The following is a 22142-nucleotide window of genomic DNA, read 5'->3' as shown; positions in this document are numbered from 1 at the left end:
GGGTCACAGCTTCCGGTAGGGCGCCGGGCTGAGCCGGTCGCGGGCGAGCAGTTTCACGTACTGCACCACGGTCCGCCGCAGCTTCAGCTTGCTGGGTCCCTGTTTCCGGTCGTACCGCAGGGCCAGCGGGACCTCGGTGATCACCGGGCGGCAGTGGCGGAGCTTGAGCAGCAGCTCCACCATGCAGGCGAACCCCTGCTCCTCGATGAGCCGCTCGCCCCAGTGGGCCGACGCGCGCGCCAGCAGCGACGCCCGGTAGGCGCGGTAGCCGCTGGTGAAGTCGCGGACGCCGTCGACGTCGAGGGCGCGGTGGAACAGCTGGGCCGCGCCGCGGGACAGCAGCCGCCGCCCGAACGGGGCGGTCCGGTCGTCGCCGCCCGGGACGAACCGGGAGCAGATGGCGACGTCCGCGCCGGCGGTGATCTCCGCCTGCAGCGCCCGGATCAGCGCCGGGTCGTGCGTGTCGTCGGCGTCCATCACGACGACGATGTCGTCGGGGCTCGCGTCGTCCAGCGCCGCCCGGAGCCCGGACTGCACCGCACGGCCGAGCCCCAGGTTCACCAGGTGCCGCACGACGCGGACGTCGAGCCCGCCGTAGCCGGCCTCGGCCACGGCGACGGTGGCGTCGGCCGAGCCGTCGTCGACGACCCAGACGGTGACCTGCTCGGTGCGGGCCACGTCGGCGAGCCGGCGCAGCAGCGGCGGCAGGGATGCTTCTTCGTTGAACGCGGGCAGCACGACGTGCGCCCGTCCGCCGGTCCGGCCCGCCGTGAGGTCCGGTTCGGACAGTGTGGCCAGGGTGGTGTCTTCGCGCGCCACGGTTCCCCTCGTGTGGTTGTCCTCGTCTGGTGTGGTCATCCGGCCGGATTCGGGTTTCGTGCGGCCGTCGAAAGCTATTCGGCTATGTTGTGTGGTTTCTTTAGTGGCCCCGGAAGTCCCTCGGAAGGATGCCTGCCATTCAGAACTACTTGGTGTTTCCGGAAATCACCGGATCGGGTCGGCTGGGCGCCCCGATCGAGTGTGTTTCCGGATGTCCGCGGGAAAATTCACTCGATCGTGCCGGTGTCGCCTCGAATGGCTGAGTCGTGAAGAAAGCGAGAATGGAATCCTCATGTCAAGCAGAGGTCGAGACCGGTGACTGAACTCAGGGACACGGTCGTCTCGGAAGCGGTGCCGCTGCAGCGGCACACCCGGCCGGGCGTCCGGCCGCGGGCCGCCGCCCGCACCCGCCCGCTGCTGGCCCGGATCAACGCCGTGGCCGTGCTGCTCGCCGCCGTCGACGGCGCGGCGTGGCTGACCGCGGTGCTGCGGACCGGCCCCGGGCCGGCGTGCGCGGCGGTGACCGCGGTGGCGCTCGCCGGCGCCCGGGTGGCCGGCCGGGTCCACCGCCGCCGCCTCTGGCTCTCCTGGCTGCAGGACCTCCCGCGCTCGGTCACCGCCACCGCGCTGGCGTTCGCGCTCGTCACCGGGGCCGGCCTGCTGGCCGGCCTGGACGGCGACGACACGGCGCGGATGCAGGAGGTCGTGCTGTGCTTCGCCGTGCTCAGCGAAGCCGTCCGCCCGGCGGTCTTCGCGTTCGGCCGGTGGGGCCGCCGCCGGCTGCGGCGCTGCGACCGGGCCGTCGTGGTCGGGTCCGGCCGGATCGGCGCCGAGCTGGTCCGGACCATGCTGGAGCATCCGGAGTTCGGCCTGCTCCCGGTCGGCGTCGCGGCGTCCGGCCCGGACCCGCTGCCCGCGGGCCTGCCGGTCGAGCGGATCGACGGCGACCTGACCGGCGCCATCGCCCGGCTGGGCGCGGGCACGGTGGTCCTCGCCCCCGCCGGCGACCAGGACGGCGCGATCGTCGACGCCGCCATCACCGCCCACCGGCTCGGGTGCGTGACGCTGGTGCTGCCGCACCTGTTCGAGCTCTGCCCGGACGGCCCGGGCGTCGACCGCCTGCGCAGCTACCCGCTCGTGTGGCTGGGCGGCGCGCCGACCCGGCGGCCGAGCTGGTGGGTCAAGCGCGCGGTGGAGACCGCGCTCGCGGTGGCCGCGCTCGTCGTGCTCGCCCCGGTCATCGCGGTCTGCGCGCTCGCGGTCGCGGTCGAAAGCGGCTTCCCGGTGTTCTTCCGGCAGGTGCGGGTCGGGATGGACGGCGGCACGTTCGTGCTCTACAAGCTGCGCAGCGTGCGGCAGGCCGCCGTCGACGATTCGCAGACGCGCTGGTCGGTCGCCGGCGACCACCGGGTCGGCCCGGTCGGCCGGTTCCTCCGCCGGTCCTCTTTGGACGAGCTGCCGCAGCTGTGGAACGTCGTGCGCGGCGACATGTCCCTGGTCGGCCCGCGCCCGGAACGGCCGGTGTTCGTGCACGAGTTCTCCGCCGTGCACGACCTGTACTGGGCGCGGCACCGGGTGCCGACCGGGCTGACCGGCCTGGCCCAGGTGCACGGGCTGCGCGGCGACACCTCGATCGCGGACCGGGCGCGCTACGACAACTACTACATCGCGAACTGGTCGCTGTGGCTGGACGTCAAGATCATCATCCTCACGGTGGGAGAACTGCTGTGCCGCAGGCAACGCTGACGCGCCGGCACCCGCTGGCGCGCTGGACGGCCGCGGCCGTCCTGGTGGCCGGCTGCCTGTCCGGGTGCGTCCCGAGCGCGGCGCAGGGGATCTCGGCGCCACCGCCGAAGCCCCTCGCCCCGTGCGCGTGGTGGTACGGGATCGGCAAACCCCCGACGGCCCAGGACATCGAGACGGCGGCCCGCCGCTACCAGGTCGTCGTGCTCAACGCCGACCAGGGCGCGGCGATGCGCCGGCTGCACCAGCTCAACCCGCGGATCCAGGTGCTGGTGTACAAGGACCTGTCCAGCACCCGCAACTACGCCGGCGCGGTCGACGGCGGCCAGGACGCCGTCTACCTGCCGAGCGGGATCGGCTACGTCGCCGCGCAGGAGCACCACCCGGACTGGTTCGCCCTCGACGTCAACGGGCGGCGCATCGAGTGGCAGGGTTACCCCAAGCACTGGCAGATGACGGTGTGGAACCCGGACTACCAGCAGGCGTGGACCGACGCCGTCGTCGCGGAGGTGAAGCGCGAGGGCTGGGACGGGGTGCTGGCGGACAACGACTTCAACTCGCTGAGCCACTACTCGTCCGCGGTGCTGCAGGGCACCCCGAACGTCGCGGAGACCGACCGCAAGCTCCGCGACGGCCTGGACGCGTTCCTGGCCAAGGCCGGCGACGCCCTGACGAAGGCGAACAAGCTGCTGGTGCCCAACGTGTCCGAGACGCACCTGGTGCCGGGCCGCTGGACCGCGCACTCCCGGTTCGGGGGCGCGATGGAGGAGAACTTCGGGTTCCGCGAGGACGGCGGGACCGGCGGGCTGCTCACCTTCCGCGGCAACGAGTTCCAGGAGCTGCGCGCGCAGGCGGCCCTCGGCGAGTCGATGCTGCTGCTGGTCACGCGGACGCACAACGCGCGGGAGGAGCGGGCCGGCTACGCGAGCGCGGCCCTGCTCGCCGGCCCCCACACGTGCTGGACCCGCGCGACGACGGACGACTACCGCAACCCGGAGTGGTCGGCGCTGCAGGACAGCGAGCTGGGCGAGGCGGTGGACGCGGCGAGCCGCCTGCCGAACGGCGTCTGGTCCCGCACGTTCACCCACGGCTGGATCGCGGTGAACACGACGGCGGCCACCCAGACGGTCACGCCCCCGCCGGGCCTGGTCGTCCCCGGCGCCCTCGCGCCGAACCGAACGGCCGCACCTTCGCCCACCCAGCCCCCCACCGCTCCTTCTTCTTCCACCCCCACCTCACCTTCTTCGCCCACCTCACCCACGTCCACAACCACCCCGGCCCCGCCCCCGCTGACCCTCGAAGCCGCGGACGCGGTCGTCCTGGTCGACCCACCCCGGGTCATGTCCCGAGCCTGGCGCATCTCCCGAGACGAGTTCCGCGTCGGCACCCTCTGGGCCCGCTGACCAACCCCGTGATGCCCCCCCAATCACGCGAGTCCCGCCTCCAATCACGCGAGTCCCGCCCCGGATCACGCGAGTTCCGCCTCGAAGCACGCCGAGCCGGGTGATCGGAAGGGCATCCCGGGGCATTACGCGTGTCTGGCGGGGCGGCATGCTCCGGTCAGCTGGTCGTACAGGGCCAGGTGCCGGCGGGCGCAGGCCTCCGGGCGGTAGCGGTCGCGGGCGCGTTCGGCGAGGAGACGGCCCAGGCGGCCGGGGTCCGGTTCGGCGAACAGGGCCCGCAGGCGGTCGGCGAGCGCGGGGACGTCGCCGGGCGGGGCCAGGAGCGCGGGGGCGTCCGGGACGTCGAGCATGGCCGGGACGCCGCCGGTGGCCGTGGCCAGGACCGGCTTGCCCGCGGCCATCGCCTCGGCCACCACCAGCGGCTGCTGCTCCATCGTGGACGGCAGGACCAGGGCGTCGGCCGCGGCGAGCAGGCCGGGGACGTCCGGCCGGAAGCCGAGGAACGTCACGCGCCCGGCCAGCGGCGCCTGCTGCGCGGCCCGTTCCGCGTCGGCGCGCTGCGGGCCGTCGCCGATCACCGTCAGCCGGGCGTCCGGCGGCAGCACGCCCGGGAGGGCCAGCGCGGCCAGCAGGTCGAGAACACCCTTGCGCTCCACCAGAAGCCCGGCGAAGACGAGGTGCCGCACCGGCGCGCGCGGTGGTTGCGGCTCGGCCGGTGCGACGCAGTTGTCGACGTGCACCAGCCGGCCGGCGGGCACCCGCAGGCGCCGGCGCAGGAACGTCCCCATCGCTTCGGCGGGCACGATCGTGTGGTCCAGCACGCGGGCGACCGCCGCGTCCGCCGCGAGCACGGTCCGCGTGTACCCCGACGGCCCGGCCGCGCCGCGCTCACCGCGGAACCACGGCTCGGCGACGTCGTCGGGCACGCCGTGGTAGGTCTGGACCAGTGCGGGCCGGGGCCCGCGGGCGAAGCGCAGGCCGGCGATCACCAGGCCCGCGCGGCGGTCCTGCGCGTGCACGACGTCGGGCCGCCACGCCCGCAGCGCCGCCCGCGCCCGGCCCGCCGCCGCGAGATTCTCCTTTTCGGACACCGCGAGTTCCTCGTGCAATCCATCTATTGTGGACGCTCCACGGGCGGGCACGGGCCCGAAGACCCGGACGTCGAGGCCGTCGGCGGCGAGCGTCGCGGCCAGCCGGACGGTGACGTCGACCGGGCCGCCCCGGTCCTGGGTGAGCAGGTAGGCGATGCGGGTCACGAGAGGCGCTCCGACGGGGTGAGTTTGTCGACGAGGGCGGCGACCTGGTCGGTCATCCGGCCCCGGTCGAAGGACAGTTCCACGCGGCGGCGGCCGCGTTCGCCTTCGCGCCGGGCGAGCGCGGGGTCGGCGAGCCGCGCGGCGACGGCGTCGGCGAGGCGGCCGAGATCGCCGGGCGGCAGCACGGCACCGGCGTCGGCGACGCTCTGGCGCATCCCGCCGACGTCGAACGCGACGACCGGCCGCGCGCACGCCATCGCTTCCAGCGGCACCAGGGCCATGCCTTCGGCGCGGGAGGGGAGGACGACGACGTCCGCGGCGGTGTACCAGGTGGCGGGGTCGTCGGTGTGGCCCGGCCACCGCACGGACGGGTGACCCGCCATCGGGTGCCGGTCGCGCCAGACGGGACCCATCGGGCCGTCGCCGGGCAGGGCGAGACGGGCGTCCGGCAGCCGCCGCAGCACGGCGGGCCACGCGGAGAGCAGCTGGTCCTGGCCCTTGAGCTCGGCCAGCCGCCCGAGGCAGACGGCGAGCGGCGCCCGTTCGGGCAGCCCGAGCCGCCGTCGCGCGGCGGCCCGGTCGCCGGGGACGAAGTGGCCGGTGTCGACGCCGTTGCAGACCACCTCGGCGTCGGCGGTCACCCCCGCGGCCCGGCCGGCGGCCAGTTCGTCGTCGCTGACGCAGACGACGAGATCGGTCCACCGCGAGGCGAAGCGCTCCCACGCGGCGCAGGCGCGGCGCAGGTGACCGTCGGCGGTCTCGAAGGACCACAGGTGCGGTTGGAAGACGGTCGGCCGCCCGCCGCGCACGGCCAGCCGCCCGGCGAGGCCGGCTTTGGAGCTGTGCAGGTGCACGACATCCGGGTCGAGCGCGTGCAGCAGCCGGCGGAGCCGGAGGGCTTCGGTGAGGGACGCGGGTCCGGGCCCGCGCCGGGCGGCCCAGCCGCGCACGTCGATCCCGAGCTCACGGGCGCGCTGGGCGAGCCACCCGGAAGGCGGGCAGACGACGGCGACGGACCACCCACGATCCCGCTGCGCGACGGCGAGTTCCAGCACGACAACGGCGACCCCGGCGGTGACGGGCTGGGAGACGTGCACGATCTTCACGGGCGGTTCCCTCGACGAGTTCGGGCAGGCGATTCCGTGCGGAGTTTTGGGGCGGGGGTTGCGGGCGGCGCAGGGTTCCTTGGGGGCGCTGGCGGCGATCGGTCCGGCGTTTTCCGGCTGGGGCTGGCGGCGGCGCGGCCTTCCTCGGCGGGCATTGGTGGCGATCGGTCCGGCGTTTTCCGGCTGGGGCTGGCGGCGGCGCGGCCTTCCTCGGCCGCCACCAGCAGCGAGTGGTCCGGCGCGTTCCGGCCCGCGGCGCAGCTTCCCTCACCGCAGACCTCCCCGGCGCAACTCCGCGAGCGCGTCCCGCTGCAGCACCACCGTCGCCCCGGCGTACCCGGCGACGAGCACCGCGGCTTCCGCCAGCGTCCCCGGCAGGGACTCCCCGAACCACCGGCCCAGCACCACCGCCGGCGCCGCGCCCGCCACGCCCGCCGCCAGGACCCGGGCCACCGTGCCGGCCAGCTCCGCCGCCGGTGGCGCCACGCCCAAGCCCGCCGACACCCGCCACGCGAGCGGGACCACCAGCCACGCCGCGGCGCACTGGACCCAGGCGACCGCTTCGATGCCCGCCTGGGTCAGCACCGCCAGGCCGGCCGCCAGCAGCAGCAGGTGCGTCGTCTCGAGGGCCAGGTAGCGGCGGACGTGGCCGGTCGCCTTCACCGCCTGGTACCAGATCTGCAGCAGGCAGATCGCGGCGCCGTAGCCCGACAGCACCGCCAGCGGCCCCGCCGCGCCCGCCCAGCGCTCGCCCAGCAGCACGACGCGGTCGGCCAGTACCGCGAGCGCCAGGTACAGACCACCCGTCACCACGAGCACCGCGCGCGTGAACCGGGTGACCGCCCCGCCCAGCGGCCGGCCTTCGCGCCGCAGCCGCGTGAACACCGGGAACGCGACCGCGCCGAGCACGACCGCCACCATGATGTACGGCACCCACGCCAGCCGGTACGCGAGCGAGTAGACGCCGACCGCGTCCGGGCCGAGCGCGTGCCCCACCGCGAAGTAGTCGAGGTTGACCAGCAACGCACCCACCACCGCGGCCGGCCCCACCACGGCCACCCAGCGCAGGACCTCCCGCGCCGCGCCCGCGTCCCACTGCGGCCGCACCCCGCCGCCGGCCAGCGCGCCGAGCAGCGGCTGCGTCACCGCCGTCGCCAGCAGGCCGAGCACCAGCGACACGGACCCGGCGCCGCACGCGGCGAGCGCGACCGTCAGCACGGCGCCGAGCACCGCGCTCCCGCCGTCGGGCAGCAGCCGCCGCCGGAAGTCCAGCTCCCGGTGCATCAGGCCCATCTGCACCCCGCCGGCGGCGGAGAACGGCAGGCCGAGCGCGGCCAGCCGGACCAGGCCGGCGGCGTCCGGGGTGCCGAGCAACGCCGTGAGCGGGCCCGCCACCGCCACCAGCGCGACGGCCAGGACGGCCCCGGCGCCGACGCTCAGTGTGAGGACCGTGCCCGCCGTCCGGCGCGGATCGCGTTCGGTGCGGCCGATGACGTCGTAGACCCCGATCGACTGGACGACCTGGCCGAGGTTCACCAGCGCCACCGCGAGCGCGACGGCGCCGAGCTGGGCCTCGGTCAGCAGGGCCGCCAGCACCAGCGTGACCAGCATCTGGCTGCTCTTGCTGACCAGGTTGACCACGCCGAGCCACAGCGAGCCGCGGACCGCGCGAGTCCCGAGCGCGTGCGTCACGTGACCAGCACCCGGCTCGGCCGGGCCGCGGCGCAGACCGCGAGCCCCCAAGCGAAGACCACCGCGACACCGTCCACAGTGACCGCCGTGCGCGAGCCGAACGCCGTGCCGAGCAAGGAGTCCACTGTGTACAGATGGCCGAACGGAACGGCGAGCGCGACGACGGCCGCGCCCCACCAGGGCCCGGCCCGGTGCCGCCACCACACCGCGGCGACCGCGGCCATCGAGGGAACGGCGATCAGCACGTCGCCGGGCTGGTGCACGGCGCAGACCACGACGGCCAGGCACGTCAGCAGGTCGGCGAGCGGCGCCGTGAGCCGCCGGGCGAGCAGCGCGCTCGTGCCGAGCACCCCGGCCAGCACCGCCAGCTCGACGCCGGCGGGCGCCCAGCCGGTGACGCGGAAGAGCACGGCGGCGACGTCGATGCGTTGCGCGGTCACGGAATCGACGGCGCCGTAGTCGGTGCCACGCGCGTGGGTGAGGTTCGCGACGACGACGTCGAGGAACGGCCCGATCCCGCCTCCCCGCACGACGAGGAGCGCGACGACCGGCAGGCTGGCGGCCGCGGCGATCGCGGTCCCGGTCAGCGCGACCCGCCGTGAGCCGCGCGCGAACAGCAGGACGGCCAGCGGAAGGCCGTACTGCGGCTTCAGCCAGGCCAGGGCGAGCGCCATCGCGGCCCACCCGGGCCGGTCGCGCCGCGCGAGCAGGGCCCCGGCCGCGCCGACGGCGACCAGCGGGTTGATCTGCCCGACGTAGAGCTGCGCCTTCCCGACCTGGCTGGTGACGAGCAGCGCGGCGACGACGGCGGTGGTGACCCCGAACGGCGCGGGGACGAACCGCCGGACGGCGTGCGCGGCCATGGCGGCGAGCGCGATTAGGAGGAGGAGGGAGACGACGGAGAACGCGACGGCGCCGGCCCGGTAGCCGGGCAACGCGAACGGGGCGTGCAGGAGCAGGTGGTAGGGCTGGTAGAGGTTGAAGTCCTGGCGCACCGGCCAGTGGGCGAACATCGCGGCGGGGTCGTAGGGGTTGCCGCCGTGGAGGAATTCGCGGATGGGGAAGTAGAGGGCGTCGCGGAAGTCCTGCAGCCGTTCTTCGCCGAGGTTGGCGGCGGAGGGGAGGGGGACCTGCCAGGAGGGGGCGAGGGCGTGCCAGGCGCTCGCGGCGGTGGCGAGGGTGGCGAGGAGGAGGACGAGCCGCTGTTTCGGGGACAGGCTCGCGCCGCGGGGGAGGAGGGACGGGCGCCGGTTCGTGGCCGTGGCGGTGTGCTTGGCCGGGGTCATGCCGGTACCACCGACGCGGTTCGCTCGGACGCGCCGGCGCGGCCGAGCGCGGTGACGGGGGCGGCGGGCTGCTGTGGGGCCGAGCCCGGGCTGCTGGGTCGGGTCGGGGTCGGTGGTGGGCTGGGGCTTGGGGCTGGTGCTGGCTGCCGTGGGGAGGGTGGGCGGCTCGGTCGGGTGGGTGGTGCGGTCGCGTGTGGTGGCGGGCCGCGGCGGGGCCGAGCCCGCGCCGGCGATGCCCGCCGCCGGGATGTCCTGTCTCGATCTCATGCCAGCACCACCGCCACCAGCACCGCGTCGGCCGGCAGCACGCCCACCGCCGCCGTCAGCTCGGCCTGGTGCCTTCCCGACACCGTCACCGCGACCACCGAAGCCCCGGCTCCGCGCTCCTCCGGCAGCGCCGCCGCCAGCTTGGCCGCCGTCTCCGTCAGTTCCGGGCGCACCGGCAGGACCCGTACCGGCCGGCCGGCCGCCCGGCACAACACCGCCAAGCGGTCCGCCGCCGACGGGTCGTCCTCCTGGAGGACCGCCACCGGGCGGCGGACTCCCGCCGCGCCCAGTGCGCGGCGGACCGGGCCCGGGCCCGCGCCTCCCGGGGTCAAGCGGCGCGCGGCCGCCGTCGCCAGGCCCGCCGCGACCGCGCCCACCAGGGCCAGGCCCAGCACCAGGGCCGCGTCCGGGGCCACCGTGATGACCTCCGGCCGCGGGTCCAGCGTCCGCAGCTTGGCCGCCGGGGCGAGCAGGTCCGCGTCGATCATCGCCTTGGCCAGGGCCGTCGCCGCGGCCGCGGCCTGCTCCGCCGAGCCCGCGCGCACCGACAGGCGCGCGAGGCCCGAGGCCGGGACCAGCTCGACGGACACGTGCCCGGCCAGCTCGTCCGCCGGATAGCCCGACACCGGCGCCGCCGCCTGCAGCACCGACGGGCTGCGGGCCAGCTCGACCAGCGCCGGCAACGTCAGCGAGACGACTTCGCCGTACGGGGCACCGTCCGCCGCGGCCGGGGTCGCCAGCAGGCTCACCCGGCCCTGGTACTCGGCCCCGCGGGTCAGGCCGACCAGCAACACGAGCGCCCCGGCCACCAGCGCCACGGCGACGCTGAGCACGGCAGTGCGCGGAACGCGGAACTTCATCGGGCACCTCGGAGCAACTCGTCGTAGGACTTCATCAGCGGGTGCGGGTCGTAGTCCCGCTCGACAGCCCGGATTCCCTCGGCCGCAAGGGAATCCCGGGTCGCCGGGTCGAACAGGACGGTGTTCAGCGCCGCGGCCGCCGCCGCCGGGTCGCCCGGCGGCACCACCAGCCCACCGCCGCCGGCCAAGACGCCGGCGATGCCGCCCACGTCCGTGGCGACCACCGGCCGTCCCGCCGCCAGCGACTCCAGGACCGCCAGCGGCAGGCCCTCCCAGTCGCTGGTCAGCACCGTGACGTCGGCCGCCGCGAGCAGGTCCGGGATGTCTTCGCGGGTGCCGAGGAACTCGATCCGGCGGCCCAGCGCTTCGCTGCGGCGCTCGAGTTCCGCGCGCAGGCTGCCGTCGCCGGCCAGCCACAGCACCGCGTCGCCCTCGACCGCGGCCCACGCGTCCAGCAGCACGTCGTGGCGCTTCTGCGGTTCCAGCCGGGCCAGGCAGAGCGCGACCGGGGTCCGCTCCGGGACGCCGAGGGACGCGCGGACCTCCGCGCGGCCGAACACCGGCGGCCGGGGGAACACCGCGTTGCGGATCACCACCGGCCGGTCCAGGCCCGCCGCGGCGAGCCGGTCCGCGGTGGCCGGGGAGACGGCGACGACGCGGTCTGACGTGCGACGCAGGATCCGCGCCGCGGCCGGGTATTCGGCCTCGGCGACGCCGTGGAAGACGGTCACCAGCGGCCGCCGCCGGCCGGGGGCGAGCGCGAGCCGGGCGACCAGGCTCGCCCCGACGTTGTGGGCCAGCACGACGTCCGGCCGGAACCGCGCGATCGCGCGGCGGGTGGCCCAGGCCGCCTTCAGCACGCCCGCCTTGCTGCGGCGCGCGAGCGGGACTGCGAACACCGGGGTGCCGCCGGCGGCCAGCGCGTCGGCGCGGAACCCGCCGGCGCTGGCGACCGCCGACGTCCAGCCGTACTCCTCGCCGCGGCCCACCATGCCGGCGACGAGCGTTTCCGCCCCGCCCGCCCCCATTTCACTGATCACGTGCAGCACCCGCATCGGCGCTCCCCTCTCCTTCTCGGCGAACTCGGGTCCCGGCCGCGACGGCGAGCGCGGCCAGCGACCACAACGGCAGGTAGTACTGCTCGGACAGGAACGTCGAGGTGACCAGCACGGCGAGCAGCGACGCCTGGGTCGCCACCGCCTCCGTCCGCTGTGGGCCGGGCCCGGCGAGCCGGACCGTCCGCTCGCTCGCCACCGCGGCGGTGGCGATCACCCCGGCGAACAGCGCGAACCCCGGCAGCCCCAGTTCCGCGGCGACCTCGAGGTACATGTTGTGCGCCACGGGGGTCTGCTCGTCGACCTCGGCGTCGTGCGACTCGGCGGCGTAGTGCTCGCGGAACCCGCCGGGGCCGACACCGAGCAGCGGGTGCGCGGTCAGCATCCGGGCCGCCGCCTGCCAGCGCAGCTCGCGGGTGTCCACATTGGACGCGGCGATGAAGCTCTTCTCCTGCAGCGCCCGGTCCAGCTGCGGCCCGGCGAACAGCAGCGCGGCCAGCCCCAGCCCGGCCACCGCCGCGGCGACGGCGGCGACCACCCGCCACGGCAGCACGCGCCGCAGCAGCAGCCAGCCGGCCGCGGCGCCCAGGCCCAGCGCGCCGCCGCGGGAGAACGTCGCCGTCGCGCCGGCCACCAGGACGATGCCCGCGACCGCCAGCACCGCGCCCCGGCCCCGGCGGTGCAGCGCCGCCAGCAGCGGGACGGCCGCGACGAGGAAGTAGGCCAGGTCGTTCGGGTCCGGCTGCGGGCCGCTCGCCCGGGCTTCGCCGCCGACGATCAGGCTGAACAGCGCCCCGGCGCCGGCGACGGTGGCGCCCGCGGCCGCCGCCAGCAGCAGCCACCGGATCGGCACCTCGCGGCTCGCGACGTCCGCCAGCGCCGCGGTGACCACCAGGAACGGCAGCCAGCGCACGGTGTACTCCGCGGTGAACGGGCCCGCCGCGTGCAGCGCGGCCGTCGCCGCCAGCACCAGGGCCAGCAGCGCGAGGACCGCGTGCAACGGCGTCGGGCGCGGCAGCTGCCGGCCGCGCAGCCGCACCGCGAGCCAGGTCAGCGTCAGCACCGCAGGCGCGACCTTCCCGAGCTGGCTCTGCACGGCCGTCAGGTAGCCCTCGACCGGCGCGAGGGCGACGGTCGCGCAGGCGAGCACCTGCAGCAGCACCGCTTCGCGGGCTCGGGGCCGGACGACCGCGAAGGTGGTCATCTCCCGGCGTCCAGCCGGGTCACCGGGCGGGTCCGGCGCACGGCCGCCCGCCGGACGTACTCCCCGGTGCCGACGACGTCGAAGTGCTCGCGCAGCGCGGAAAGCACCCAGCCGAGCCAGGCCACCTTCCGCGCGCCCGGGGCCGCCATGCCGGGGAAGAACTCCATTCCCGGCGCGTCGGCCGCGCCGAGGACGTCGGTGGGGTGCAGCAGCAGCGACGGGGACACCCCGCGGGCGAGGCAGAGCCGCAGCGCCGTGCGGAAGTACGCGCGAGCCAGCCGCGGCGAGATCTCGTGCAGCTGCAGGAGGTACGAGCCGTGGATCGGCGTGCGCAGCAACGGCATCGTCGTCACCGGCAGCTCGACCAGGGCGCTGCCGCCGCACGTCCGCCAGCGGTAGGCGTGCACCGGCGCCAGCACCCGCGAGACGCCGCCGAACAGCTCGCCGGCCCCTTCTTCCGCCGTTTTCGCCGTGCGGTTGTGGTAGGCGCGGGCCAGCGGGCCGATCCACGTCGGCAGTGTGCTGGCGTCGTAGGCGTACCCGCGTTCGGCGAGCAGCTCGATCAGGTCGCGCGTGACGCTGTAGCCGGGGCCGCGGAAGCCGGCCGGCCGCGGGGCGCCCGCGGTGGTGATCGCGTCCTCGGTCCGGCCGAGCTCGTCCTCGAGGCGGTCGCGGGAGTAGCGGTGCAGCCAGGGTTCGTGGCCGAAGGAGTGGTTGGCCACCTCGTGCCCGGCCGCGGCGATCTCGGCCACCGCCTTGGCGCCGTCTTCGCGGACGACGTCGGCGCCCACGACGAAGACGGTGGTCGTGAGGCCCTGGCCGCCGAGGATCTCCAGCAGCCGCGGCACCGCGGACGGCAGGAAACTGGGGTGGTCGCGCCAGCCCGGATCGCCGTGCGTCTTGAGGTACGCCCACAGGTTGTCCAGGTCGACCGAGACGCTCGCGAGCGGCCGCGCGCTCACGCGGCTTCCCCCGCGAGGGCTGCCGTGGCTGTACGCGACTGCACGCCGAGCAGCAGGACGCCGCTCACGACCACGGCCAGCCCGAAGGCCACCCACGGCTCGCGGCCGCCGACGACGTGGTCGCCGAGGACGGCGATGCCGGTGACCGACGCGAGCACGATGGTCGTCGCGTCGGCGGTGGCCACGACGGCCGCCGCCGGGCCGCGCTGCAGCGCGACCGCCATCGACGCCTGGCCGAGCACGGCCGCCGCCAGCATCAGCCAGGTCAGCGGATTGCCCGGCAGGGCAACGAGATCGAGGTGGGCGAGGGTGCGGCTGGCGACCGCCACGACGGCGAACGCGACCCCGGACAGCACGGCGGCCGGCAGGAACGTCGCCGCGCGGCCCGCGGGGACCATGGCCAGGCCCGTCCCGAGCACCACCACCGCCAGCGCGGCCACCCCGGCGAACGGGAGGTCCGTGGCGACCGAAGGGGCCGACGACCCGGCCAGCACGACGAGCCCGGAAGCCAGCAGCACCAGCGTCATCGCCTCCGCGGTGCGGATCCGCCACCCGAGCACGGCGACGCCGAACACCGTGGCCAGCCCGATCGCCGACGAAGACGCGGCCTGGACCAGGTACAGCGGCAAGGAAGCGCGCGCGAAGAAGGCGAGCGCGAAACCACCGGCCTGGCCGGCGAAACCCAGCAGGTACAGGCGGTCGGCGGCCAGCCGGGCCAGCAGGCCCAGCCCGGCGCCCGGCCGGTTCCCGGCCCGCCGGGCCGCGACGCTCTGCGCGACGATCCCGACCGCGTACAGCACCGCGGACGCCACGAGTACGGCGTAATCCACCACGAACGACTCCTCACGTCCCGCACCGTGTGCCAGGTGCCCACGGCAAAGCGTAGGAACGCCGAGGTGGCTTCACTTTCGAAGGATGGGGTTCGGGAATTCGTGACGCTCCGACCGGAATTCGGCGAGCAGAACCCACACCAAAGAGTGATGCGCTGCGGCGTCCTGAGGGGTAGAACACACGGTGTAGTGACGGTTCACGCGGCCCGCGGAGGACCATCGCTGGCGCGCGCCCGTTCCGGCCGGCCCACTCGTTCGAGTTATACGACCCGCGGTCAGCGGTTCGCGCGCCCCACACGATCGGTGAACCGGCTGGAACGTCGGCCGGGCCCTCAGTACGTTTTCGCTGCCACGCGGAACACGCCTTGAATGCCGCCGCGGCAATTGTCTATCGAGGAGATTTCATGCTGAAGAAAATCGGCTTCGTCGCCGTCGCCATGGCGGCCGGAGCGTTGGTCACCGGTGGGATCGCGTCCGCGGGTACGCCGGGCGACGAGCACGGCCACCGCCAGGGCCCCTACGGCTTCGACTCCACCGGCCAGGTCGGCCTGCTCAACCTGAACGACACCGACCTGCTGCACAACGTCCAGGCCACCCTCGGCGTCTGCGGCAACGACATCAACGTGCTCGGCGTCCAGGTTCCGCTGCACGACACCCTGAACGGCCTCGGCGTGCCGGTCCTGTCGCCGGGCGCGAGCGAGGCCAGCGGCGAGTCGCCGTACAACTGCGCCTCGAGCGGTCTCGCCGACGGTGGCACCAGCCAGGGCAACTGAGTTCCCCCGGCGGCGGCAACGTCGCCGGATCCCGGCAGCCGAACGGGTCCCGGTGCACGGCGGGACCGCCCAGGTCGGCTGCTCGAAGACCGGTAGGAAGGCCGCCGCGTGGATGCTGTTTCCGCGCGGCGGCTTTTCGCTGCGGAAAAAGAAAGCCTGGACGAGTGGAGCACGACCGTGGCCCGGCCGGTGACGTGGACCCGGCGGCCGAGAACGAGCAGCTGCGCGAGGCGCTGTCGTCGCGGGCGGTGATCGAGCAGGCCAAGGGCATGGTGATGCTGGTCCGCGGCTGCTCCGCCCGGGAGGCGTTCGCCGTGCTGGTCGCCGTTTCGCAGCAGAGCAACGTGAAGCTCCGCGACGTCGCCACGGTCGTCGTGGCCACCGGCAGCGCCACCGAGCCCGGGTTGTCCGATGCGGACGCCGGACGCGCCGTGCGCGCGGCGTTGTGCGCCCACCTGGGCTAGGACCTGGGAACCGGCGAGGTTGGGGCGTCGCCCGGCTGCGGGTTCGGCTGAGAGTTCTGACCTCGCCGGTTCACCGGCCGGATATCCGCTCCTGGGGTCAGAGGAACGAATTCCGTGCTCGAAGAATACGGCCTCGGCGTCGATTCCGTCGCTTTTCGAAGGGTGGTTGTGGCGTGAACGGGTGTGCGAACGGCCCGCGGGCCGCCACCCCGATTTGCCGCCGCCAAACATCGGTGACCCGATCGAGCCAATGATGGCCCGGTCAGCGACGTGCGGCGGTGACCCGATGGTGGCCACCGGTGGAATTCACCCGGATGTCTCAGTACGTTTCCCTCACGCGGGACGGAGAACACACCTTGCTGCCGTCCTGTCCGATGCACCGTCGATCAGTCGATTATAGGAGAACTCATGCTGAAGAAGGTTGGTTTCGTCACGGCGGCCATGGCGGCCGGCGCTTTCCTCGCCGGTGGCGTCGCAGCCGCCGGTACGCCGGACGGGCACGACCACCACCACGGTGGCCACACCGGCCAGCTCGGCCTGCTCAACCTGAACAACACCGATCTGCTGCACAACGTCAACGCCACGCTCGGCCTGTGCGGCAACGACATCAACGTCCTCGGCGTCCAGGTGCCGATCCACGACTCGCTCAACGGCATCGGCGTGCCGATCCTGTCGCCGGGCGAGAACTCGGCCGAAGGTGAGTCCCCGTACAACTGCGCGTCGAGCGGCCTCGCCGACGGCGGCACGGACCAGGGCCACTGAGCCTCCGCGCCGCGGCCGCCCGTTGTGTGTGCGGAAGCCGGCCGAGGCGTGGAATCCGGCGCCGCGCGTGACGTCGTGAGGCGTGCCCGGAACAGGGAGCGAGCTGCACACTCCGGTTCCGTGTCCCAGGCACGCGGCGACGCAGTGTGACGCCGGCACGGGTGGGACCGGTCACCGGACCTCAGAGGTGGACCGGTCCCACCCGGCGCCAGACCGAAATCGCCGCACCGTCCCCGGACGGTGCGGCGATTTTTCTGTCACCGGCGGCCGAGCAGCCTCCCGGCGAGCCGCCGCCGTCGCCGCGGCCGCGGGATGGTGCCCACGGCCAGCACGATGTCGAGCAGCGCGGCCTGCTGCTCGGCGCGGGCCCGGGCGTACCCGGGCGACGCCGTCACCGCGCGGCGGAGGTCATCAGGGTCGGCGGTGCCGGTGTCGAACCCGGCGACCCGGGTCACGTCGATGGGGCCTCGGCACTGTGTTTCCACGCGAAGGTTCTCCTGCTGTCGGGCGTGCGGTCCGTGTCCTCGTCATCGCTCCGTTACCGCGCTGGCGTTACCGGTGTCGTGTCCCTCGGACAGGTGAGACCGGCCGTTCCGCGGGGGCAGGGTGATGAGGGGGCCCAGCGGCGGCGACGGGTAGGGCGGCTGCCCGGTGAGCACGCGCAGCAGGTCCTCGGCCGCCTCGGGGGTCAGCGCGTCGACGCGGTAGTGGTCGGCGGTCCGGCCCTGGAGGAAGAGCGGGATGTCCTCCCAGGTGCCGCCGGGCAGCAGCACCGGGAGCAGCTTGCGCGTCCAGGTCGCCCGGTCCCGCTGGAGCAGTTCCCGCAGCAGGGCCATCTCGGCCTGGCCGCCCATGTTGTCCCACGGCGGCCCCTGCCCGTCGCCGACGGTCCGGCACCGCGGCGACGCGACGACGACCACGTAGTCGGACCGCGGGATCAGGTCCAGGGCCCACCGGTACCAGTCCTGCCGCCCGCCGAAGGACCAGCGGTCGAGCCGGGCGTCGATCCCGCAGGTGCGGAGGAACGCGGCGAACCGCATGACCAACTCCCGGTGGTCCTCGGATTCGTGCAGGTACGCCACGAACACCGTGGGCCTCGCCTCGTGATCGTCGTTCATGCCGTCGCCTTCCTGGGCTGGTGCTCGATGACAGCGGCGACCCTGCTCGAAGCAGGGGGAACGCGAGGGGGAACGTGAAGGGGAAAAAGCCGGGAAACCGCGAGGTGTACCCGATCGTGGTATTCGGTTCACTCCATCGGTGGGTTGGCAGCGGAATTGGCGGAAAAGCCGGAGATCCGGGCCGTCAGAGGGGGACATGGACCAGACCTCCATCCGGATCTTCGGCGAGCTCGAAGTCGTCGACGCGGCGGGTGCGCAGCTCCGGCTGCGGCCGATGCCGCTGGCGGTGCTCGCCGCCCTGGTGTGCCTGCACCCGAAACCGGCCTCGGCGGCGGACCTGGCGGACTGGCTGTGGAACGAACCGCCGGCCAGCAACTCGCTGGCCAAGCACCTCCGGGCGGTCCGCGACGCGCTCGGGACGCACTTTCCCGGCGGGGCCGTGCGCGTCGCCTCCGGCAAGCAGCACCGCCTGGAGGCCGACCGGAGCCGCGTCGACTACTTCCGCTTCGGGGACCACGTCGAAGCGGCTCGCGCGGCGGTCCGGCGCGGTGATCACCCCCAGGCGCACCGTGAGCTGAGCGCGGCCCTCGCGCAAGTGCGCGGGCGGCCGCTGGAAAACCTGTCGGCCGCGGCGGCCAACGGCCGGTTGTGGCGCTTCCGGTACACCCTGGAACGCCAGTGGCGGGAGGCGTGCCTCCTGCACGTCGAATGCCTGCTGGAACTCGGCCGCCACTCGGCGGCCTACGCGGAGACGGAGCGGCACCTGGCGGAGTGGCCCCAGGAGGAGAACCTGCTCGGCCTGCACGCCACCGCGATGTCCGTCCACCGCGGCCCGGCCGCGGTGGAGGCCTTCCGCGGCCGGCTGCGCGCCGGCGACCTGCTGAGCGACCGGCTGGACGCGCACCTCGACGCCGTGCTCGCGGTGGCCCCGGGCGCCCGCGTGCCCGGCTGGCCGTCCGACCGGGCCGACCTGCCGCCCGGCGCCTGTCCCTACCCCGGCCTGGCCGCGTTCGACCGCAGCCTGGCCCGGTACTTCTTCGGCCGGACCGAGCTGGTGGGAAAGCTGCTGGACAAGCTGAAGCAGCGGCTGGCCGTTCCGGAGATCGTCGTCGTCACCGCGATCTCCGGGGCCGGGAAGTCGTCGCTGCTGCAGGCCGGGCTGCTGCCCGCGCTCGATCGCGGCGCCCTGTCCGAGCGGGGGAACAAGGCGCGGTACGTGCTCTTCCGGCCGACGTCCGACCCCGGCGGCGTGCTCCGGGCCGAACTCGCCGGGCTCGGCGCCGGGCCGGGCCGGCTCGTGCTCGTGGTCGACCAGTTCGAGGAGACCTTCACCCAGTGCGCGGACGAGCAGGAGCGGCACGCGTTCATCCGGGCCCTGGCCGAGCTGGCGGCCGGGGCCGGAGACCGGCCGCCGGCCGTGGTGGTCCTGGGCGTCCGGATCGACTTCTTCGACCGCTGCGCCGAGTACCAGGAGCTGTCCGCGGCGCTGAGCAACCCCTTTTTGGTCAACGCCATGACCCCCGGCGAACTGCGGGAGGCGATCGAACGCCCCGCGAAAGAGGCGGGGCTCGCGTGGGAACCCGGGCTGGTCGACGTCCTCCTCAAGGAGTTCGGCATCGACGGGGCCATGACGTCGAAGGCCGCCTACGCCGCCGGTCAGCTGCCGCTGCTGTCGCACACCCTGCAGGCGATCTGCGACCTGCGGACCGGCGACACCCTGACCCGGAAGGAGTACGAGAGCGTCCGGGGCGTGCGCGGCGCGATCCTGACCACGGTCGAAGGCGCCTTGCTGAACCTCGGCGCGGAGGAGGAAGCCGTGATGAAGCGGCTGCTGCTCCGGCTGGTCCGGATCGGCGAGGGCGCCGAACACACCCGCCAACGCGTCGACCTGAGCGAGCTCCGCGACGAGGCCACCCGGGCCGCCCTCGACCGGCTGGCGGCGAACCGCCTGGTCACGGTGACCGGGAAGACCGCCGAGATCACCCACGAAGCCCTGTTGCGCGAATGGCCCGCCCTGCAGGAGTGGATCCGGGAGAGCGAGGTCCGCCTGTTCGCGCGGCAGCAGCTGCTCGAAGCGGCGACGGCCTGGCGCCGCGACGGCCGGCACCCCGGCGACCTCTACCGGAACCCGAAGCTGGCGAGCGTCCGCGAGTGGGCGGGTCCCGGCGCGGCGGAGGCGGACCTGCCGGCGTACGCGGCCGAGTTCCTCGAGCAGTCGATCGTGCGCGAGGACGAGGTGCACGCCGCGGAACGCCGCCGGACCCGGCGACGCCAGCAGCTGGTCGCGGCCTTGGTGACGGTCGCGGTGCTGGTGGTGTGCTTCGCGGGCTACAGCCTGGTCGCCTGGTCGCGTTCGGTCCGGCAGCACACGAACTCGATCGCCGACCAGGCCGCGGGCACCGCGCTCAACGAGCTGCGCTCCAGCGACACCCTCCTCGGCGCGCAGCTGGCGCTGGCGGCCTACCGCCTTTCGCCGACCACCGCGGCCCGCAGCAGCCTGCTCAGCGCGTTCCAGGTGCCCTACGGGACAACGCTGCCCGGGCACACCGGATCGGTGAACGCGGTGGCGTACGCCCGGAACGGCAAGCTGCTGGCGACGGCCGGTGACGACCACGAAATCCTGCTGTGGGACACCTCGGCACCGCGGTACCCGGTCCGGAAGGCCCGGCTGCCCGGCCACACCGACGCGGTGAACGCGATCGCGTTCAGCCCCGACGGCCGGGTGCTGGCCAGCTCGGGCGCCGAGCGGGGCATCTTCCTCTGGGACGTCGGCGATCCCGACCGGCCGGTCCTGCTCACCCGGTTGCCCGGGCACGCCGGCGCCGTGGTCTCCCTGCAGTTCGGCCGGGACGGCCGCACCCTCGCCTCGGGCAGCCGGGACCGGACGGTCCGGCTGTGGGACGTCACGCCCGCGCACCCGCACGAGCTGTCGCGGACCGACCTGGCCACCGGCGTCCGGTCGGTGGCCTTCAGCCCGGACGCCCGCACCCTGGCCGCGGCCGGTGACGACGGCGGCATCCGCCTGCTGGACGTCTCCGCGCCCGGCCGGCCCGGAGCACCGGTCGTCGTCCCCGGCCACACCGCGGCGGTCGAGTCGGTCGCGTTCAGCCCGGACGGGCGCACGCTCGCCAGCGTCGGGGACGACTCGGACGTCAAGCTCTGGGACGCCGGTACGCCGGGGAAGTTGCGCGTGCTCACGGCGTTCGGCTACCTCGGGCAGTGGATGACCGCCGTGGCGTTCAGCCCGGACGGCCGCACCCTCGCATTCGGCGGCTTCGACCGCGCGGTCACCGTCATGGACGTCTCCGATCCCGCGCACACCGGGCCCACCCGCACCGTGGCCGGCGTGGACGGGCCCGTCCGGTCGCTGGCCTTCCGCCCGGACGGCGGCGCGGTCGCCGCCACGAGCGCGGGCGGCAGCAGCAAGCTGGCCGAACTCGACGGCCCGGGCCTGCACCACGGCGGCCCCGTCGGCATCGAGGACGTCGCGGCCAGCGCCGACGGCGCCGTCCTGGCGACCGCCGGGTCCGACACGGTCGTCCAGATCCGGGACCTCGGCCGGCCGGGGCCGCCCGTCGAACTCCGCGAGCACCGGGCGAAGGTCCTCGCCGTGACGTTCAGCAGGCAGGGGCGGCTGCTGGCCACCGCGAGCGACGACGGGACCGCGCAGCTCTGGGACCTGCGCGAGCCGGGCGCTCCCCGGCGTCTCGGCACCATCGAGGCGCCCGGCACGCTCCTCAAGGCGGTGGCGTTCAGCCCCGACGACCGGACGCTCGCCGTCGCCGGCAGCGACGAAATGGTCCGCCTGTGGGACATCGGTGACCCGCGGGCACCGCAGCGGATCGCCGAGCTCGCGGGGCACAGCGGCGAGGTGGAGTCGCTGAGCTACAGCCCCGACGGCCGGACCCTGGCCAGCGGTGGGCTCGACGCGACGGTCCGGCTCTGGGACGTGAGCAGCCCCCACGCGGCGAAACTCCGGGTCACCCTGACCGGCCACCGCGACTACGTGTGGGCGGTGGCGTTCAGCCCGGACGGCAAGGTGCTGGCGACCGGCGGCACCGACAAGGACGTCCTGCTGTGGGACGTCGGCCGGCCCGGTGAAGTGCCGAAGCGGCTCTCGGAGCTCCCGCACCCCGGCCCGGTCAGCTCGATCGCGTTCGGCCCGGCCGGCGGGCACCGGCTGGTGACCGCCGACGATGACCACGTCGTCCGGTTGTGGGACATCACCGAGCCGGGTCAGCCGGAGCTGCTGAGCAACCTCTACGGGCACGGGGACCGCGTCACGTCCGTCGCGTTCGTGCCGGACGGCCACACCGTCGTCTCGGGAGGCCGGGACGGAACCGCCCTGGTGTGGGAAACCGACCCCGAGCGGCTGGCCCGCCGGGTCTGCGCGGAAACGGCCGGGGTGGACGCCCGGTTCGTCTGGAACCGGTACTACGGAGGCGATCCCTTCCGGCCGGGCTGCTGAGGCCGCTGCGAGCAGGCTCACCGCGCTGGACGACGGGCGCGTCGCGGCCGGTCCCCCGGTGCCGGGAAACGATT

General features: G+C 74.7%; 18 protein-coding genes. 6 read left to right on the top strand and 12 right to left on the bottom strand.

Annotation, left to right across the window (positions count from 1 at the left end; genetic code table 11):
• Positions 1 to 3: 3 nt before the first annotated feature.
• The gene (locus tag C2L59_RS18550) at positions 4 to 858 is read right to left on the bottom strand and encodes a glycosyltransferase (RefSeq protein ID WP_233223556.1); all 855 of its coding nucleotides are present in this window, start codon (positions 856 to 858) and stop codon (positions 4 to 6) included.
• A 276-nt stretch (positions 859 to 1134) separates the two neighbouring features.
• Between C2L59_RS18550 and C2L59_RS18545 the strand changes: the two genes are divergently transcribed.
• Together C2L59_RS18545 and C2L59_RS18540 are read left to right on the top strand one after the other, a co-directional pair.
• Positions 1135 to 2565 carry an exopolysaccharide biosynthesis polyprenyl glycosylphosphotransferase gene (locus C2L59_RS18545; RefSeq protein WP_103350756.1) on the top strand — a complete coding sequence of 477 codons (1431 nt, stop codon included), beginning with the start codon at positions 1135 to 1137 and terminating at the stop codon, positions 2563 to 2565.
• Positions 2547 to 3965: a putative glycoside hydrolase family 15 protein gene (locus C2L59_RS18540; protein ID WP_103350755.1), complete on the top strand. Its 1419-nt coding sequence runs from the start codon at positions 2547 to 2549 to the stop codon at positions 3963 to 3965. The genes C2L59_RS18545 and C2L59_RS18540 overlap by 19 nt, the downstream gene beginning before the upstream one ends.
• A gap of 125 nt (positions 3966 to 4090) precedes the next feature.
• Here C2L59_RS18540 and C2L59_RS18535 read toward each other — a convergent pair whose 3' ends face one another.
• From C2L59_RS18535 to C2L59_RS18495, 9 genes are all read right to left on the bottom strand, one after another.
• On the bottom strand, positions 4091 to 5221 hold the full coding sequence (locus C2L59_RS18535; protein ID WP_103350754.1) for a glycosyltransferase family 4 protein: 1131 nt from the start codon (positions 5219 to 5221) through the stop codon (positions 4091 to 4093).
• Positions 5218 to 6327: a glycosyltransferase gene (locus C2L59_RS18530; RefSeq protein ID WP_103350753.1), complete on the bottom strand. Its 1110-nt coding sequence runs from the start codon at positions 6325 to 6327 to the stop codon at positions 5218 to 5220. Before C2L59_RS18530 ends, C2L59_RS18535 begins: the two co-directional genes overlap by 4 nt.
• Before the next feature lie 267 nt (positions 6328 to 6594).
• On the bottom strand, positions 6595 to 8019 hold the full coding sequence (locus C2L59_RS49040) for an oligosaccharide flippase family protein (RefSeq protein ID WP_304485941.1): 1425 nt from the start codon (positions 8017 to 8019) through the stop codon (positions 6595 to 6597).
• The gene (locus tag C2L59_RS18520; RefSeq protein WP_233223554.1) at positions 8016 to 9572 is read right to left on the bottom strand and encodes a glycosyltransferase family 87 protein; all 1557 of its coding nucleotides are present in this window, start codon (positions 9570 to 9572) and stop codon (positions 8016 to 8018) included. Before C2L59_RS18520 ends, C2L59_RS49040 begins: the two co-directional genes overlap by 4 nt.
• A complete protein-coding gene (locus C2L59_RS50095) occupies positions 9569 to 10432 on the bottom strand; it encodes a hypothetical protein (protein WP_103350751.1) in 864 nt (287 codons plus the stop codon). The genes C2L59_RS18520 and C2L59_RS50095 overlap by 4 nt, the downstream gene beginning before the upstream one ends.
• A complete protein-coding gene (locus C2L59_RS18510; RefSeq protein WP_233223553.1) occupies positions 10429 to 11487 on the bottom strand; it encodes a glycosyltransferase in 1059 nt (352 codons plus the stop codon). Before C2L59_RS18510 ends, C2L59_RS50095 begins: the two co-directional genes overlap by 4 nt.
• Complete coding sequence (locus tag C2L59_RS18505; protein WP_103350749.1) at positions 11462 to 12691, bottom strand: O-antigen ligase; 1230 nt, start codon at positions 12689 to 12691, stop codon at positions 11462 to 11464. Before C2L59_RS18505 ends, C2L59_RS18510 begins: the two co-directional genes overlap by 26 nt.
• Positions 12688 to 13653: a polysaccharide deacetylase family protein gene (locus C2L59_RS18500; protein WP_103350748.1), complete on the bottom strand. Its 966-nt coding sequence runs from the start codon at positions 13651 to 13653 to the stop codon at positions 12688 to 12690. Before C2L59_RS18500 ends, C2L59_RS18505 begins: the two co-directional genes overlap by 4 nt.
• On the bottom strand, positions 13650 to 14486 hold the full coding sequence (locus tag C2L59_RS18495; RefSeq protein WP_103350747.1) for a hypothetical protein: 837 nt from the start codon (positions 14484 to 14486) through the stop codon (positions 13650 to 13652). Before C2L59_RS18495 ends, C2L59_RS18500 begins: the two co-directional genes overlap by 4 nt.
• 401 nt (positions 14487 to 14887) lie before the next feature.
• On the opposite strand from C2L59_RS18495, the gene C2L59_RS18490 reads away from it, so the two are divergent.
• The 3 genes from C2L59_RS18490 (at position 14888) to C2L59_RS18480 (ending at position 16482) form a co-directional block, all read left to right on the top strand.
• Positions 14888 to 15256 (top strand): hypothetical protein, encoded by a 369-nt coding sequence (locus C2L59_RS18490; RefSeq protein ID WP_103350746.1) that lies wholly within the window; start codon positions 14888 to 14890, stop codon positions 15254 to 15256.
• Positions 15257 to 15420: 164 nt separating this feature from the next.
• Positions 15421 to 15720, top strand: coding sequence for an ANTAR domain-containing protein (locus C2L59_RS18485; protein ID WP_103350745.1), 300 nt, complete (start codon positions 15421 to 15423; stop codon positions 15718 to 15720).
• A 408-nt stretch (positions 15721 to 16128) separates the two neighbouring features.
• Positions 16129 to 16482 carry a hypothetical protein gene (locus C2L59_RS18480; RefSeq protein ID WP_103350744.1) on the top strand — a complete coding sequence of 118 codons (354 nt, stop codon included), beginning with the start codon at positions 16129 to 16131 and terminating at the stop codon, positions 16480 to 16482.
• A gap of 257 nt (positions 16483 to 16739) precedes the next feature.
• Here the strand turns inward: C2L59_RS18480 and C2L59_RS18475 are convergent, their stop codons facing one another.
• Both C2L59_RS18475 and C2L59_RS18470 read right to left on the bottom strand, forming a co-directional pair.
• Positions 16740 to 16967, bottom strand: coding sequence for a hypothetical protein (locus C2L59_RS18475; protein WP_103350743.1), 228 nt, complete (start codon positions 16965 to 16967; stop codon positions 16740 to 16742).
• A gap of 42 nt (positions 16968 to 17009) precedes the next feature.
• Positions 17010 to 17600 (bottom strand): toll/interleukin-1 receptor domain-containing protein, encoded by a 591-nt coding sequence (locus C2L59_RS18470; RefSeq protein ID WP_158263090.1) that lies wholly within the window; start codon positions 17598 to 17600, stop codon positions 17010 to 17012.
• 196 nt (positions 17601 to 17796) lie between these two features.
• On the opposite strand from C2L59_RS18470, the gene C2L59_RS50090 reads away from it, so the two are divergent.
• Positions 17797 to 22068, top strand: coding sequence for a BTAD domain-containing putative transcriptional regulator (locus C2L59_RS50090; RefSeq protein ID WP_103350742.1), 4272 nt, complete (start codon positions 17797 to 17799; stop codon positions 22066 to 22068).
• The last annotated feature ends 74 nt before the right edge of the window (positions 22069 to 22142 follow it).

Origin of the sequence: Amycolatopsis sp. CA-128772 (genome assembly GCF_002904295.1) — a bacterium.
Classification (GTDB): Bacteria; Actinomycetota; Actinomycetes; order Mycobacteriales; family Pseudonocardiaceae; genus Amycolatopsis.
The sequence above is the reverse complement of the archived record's forward strand: the minus strand, read 5'-3'. Positions and strand labels throughout refer to the sequence as shown.

What these genes read in the sequence shown, in the direction of transcription:
- C2L59_RS18550 (WP_233223556.1), bottom strand. Translation starts at nt 858, where the DNA reads ATGACCACACCAGACGAGGACAACCACACGAGGGGAACCGTGGCGCGC.
- C2L59_RS18520 (WP_233223554.1), bottom strand. Translation starts at nt 9,572, where the DNA reads ATGAGATCGAGACAGGACATCCCGGCGGCGGGCATCGCCGGCGCGGGC.
- C2L59_RS50095 (WP_103350751.1), bottom strand. Translation starts at nt 10,432, where the DNA reads ATGAAGTTCCGCGTTCCGCGCACTGCCGTGCTCAGCGTCGCCGTGGCG.
- C2L59_RS18510 (WP_233223553.1), bottom strand. Translation starts at nt 11,487, where the DNA reads ATGCGGGTGCTGCACGTGATCAGTGAAATGGGGGCGGGCGGGGCGGAA.
- C2L59_RS18505 (WP_103350749.1), bottom strand. Translation starts at nt 12,691, where the DNA reads ATGACCACCTTCGCGGTCGTCCGGCCCCGAGCCCGCGAAGCGGTGCTG.
- C2L59_RS18490 (WP_103350746.1), top strand. Translation starts at nt 14,888, where the DNA reads ATGCTGAAGAAAATCGGCTTCGTCGCCGTCGCCATGGCGGCCGGAGCG.
- C2L59_RS18480 (WP_103350744.1), top strand. Translation starts at nt 16,129, where the DNA reads ATGCTGAAGAAGGTTGGTTTCGTCACGGCGGCCATGGCGGCCGGCGCT.
- C2L59_RS18470 (WP_158263090.1), bottom strand. Translation starts at nt 17,600, where the DNA reads ATGAACGACGATCACGAGGCGAGGCCCACGGTGTTCGTGGCGTACCTG.
- C2L59_RS50090 (WP_103350742.1), top strand. Translation starts at nt 17,797, where the DNA reads ATGGACCAGACCTCCATCCGGATCTTCGGCGAGCTCGAAGTCGTCGAC.